Source organism: Pseudomonas sp. A125 (genome assembly GCF_055409485.1).
Map to the genome: position 1 here is coordinate 1 of NZ_JBUZVP010000084.1, position 1,213 is coordinate 1,213.

Sequence of the window (1,213 nt, forward strand, 5' to 3'; positions counted from 1 at the left end):
TGGGGATGTAAGCCGGAACCCCAGAAATTTCCGTCACCCTAGTTGGGTGGGCTCAACACTCGTGTCACCAGCTACCTTCTGGAGAATCGAGCTCGGCCATCCCTCCCTGGACGGGCATCGCTCGACGATGTTCAACGGCTCCCTCACGGGGCCGTCGTTTTGTGGGGGCTATTCCATCCACAAGTCGTCGAGGTTCTTGAAGTTCCAGAGCGTCGGGTCTTCGGGGCCAGTGATACTGTCCTTGCAACTCGTGGCCGCCAGGTCGATGGTCTGCATCGGGATCGGCTCTCTCGAGCGTAGCGAGAAGAACACGCGAACCTTGGGAGTCAGCAGTGATTCCATTCCCGGCTCAACGACAACGGCCAGACGCTGAGAGGACAGGCGAACCAAGGAGCCGACGGGGTAGATGCCCACGGCCTTGACGAAGGCGTGGAAGATGCGTTTGTCGAAATGGCCCTCCCACTTGGCCATCTGCCGCATCGCCGCGGACGGGTCCCACGGCTTTTTGTAGGCTCGCTCCGACGTCACGGCATCATAGACGTCGCAGATTGCGCCCATGCGGGCCAGGAGTGAAATGGCGTCACCGGCCAAGCGATCCGGGTAGCCGGTTCCGTCGATCTTCTCGTGATGGTGCAGGGCAATGTCCACCACCCCGGGCTCGGCCCCGCCTGCGCGCAGCATCTTTGCGCCCTCCACAGGGTGGCGCTTCATGATGGCGAACTCGGCATCGGTGAGCTTGCCTGGTTTGTTAAGCACTTCCAGCGGCATCGCGGCCTTGCCTAGGTCGTGCATCAGTCCGCCGATGCCAGCCAGGCGCGTTTGCTCCTCGTCTAGATCGAGATGCCGGGCCAGCGATAGCATCAGGGCGCAGACGGCAACCGAGTGCAGGTAGGTGTAATCGTCGTGCGTTTTGATGCGTGCGACGCTGATGAGGGCATGAGGTTGGCGCAGCACCGAGGCAGCGATTTCTCCGACCAGCGGCAACGTCGTGCTTGGGTCGACGGCCTTGCCAAGCCGGGCTTCCTGGAACATGTCCATGACTTGGGACTTGGCCGCAAGACAGAGTTTCCGTGCATAACACATTTCGCTCTCCATTGAGGTTGCGCCGTCACTTTTCTTGCTTAGTGGACTAGACGGCAGAGATTGCTCCTCCGACAATTCTCTGGGCTCTGGGCTCTGGGCTCTGGGCTCTGGGCTCTGGGCTCTGGGCTCT

Annotated in this window: 1 protein-coding gene; it reads right to left on the bottom strand. The window is 61.1% G+C overall.

Annotation, left to right across the window (positions count from 1 at the left end):
- Positions 1-168: 168 nt before the first annotated feature.
- A complete protein-coding gene (locus ACZRN6_RS36485; protein ID WP_223198360.1) occupies positions 169-1,038 on the bottom strand; it encodes an HD-GYP domain-containing protein in 870 nt (289 codons plus the stop codon).
- Positions 1,039-1,213 lie beyond the last annotated feature (175 nt).

Coding starts and splice junctions, on each gene's coding strand:
- ACZRN6_RS36485 (WP_223198360.1), bottom strand. CDS start 1,038: ATGGACATGTTCCAGGAAGCCCGGCTTGGCAAGGCCGTCGACCCAAGC.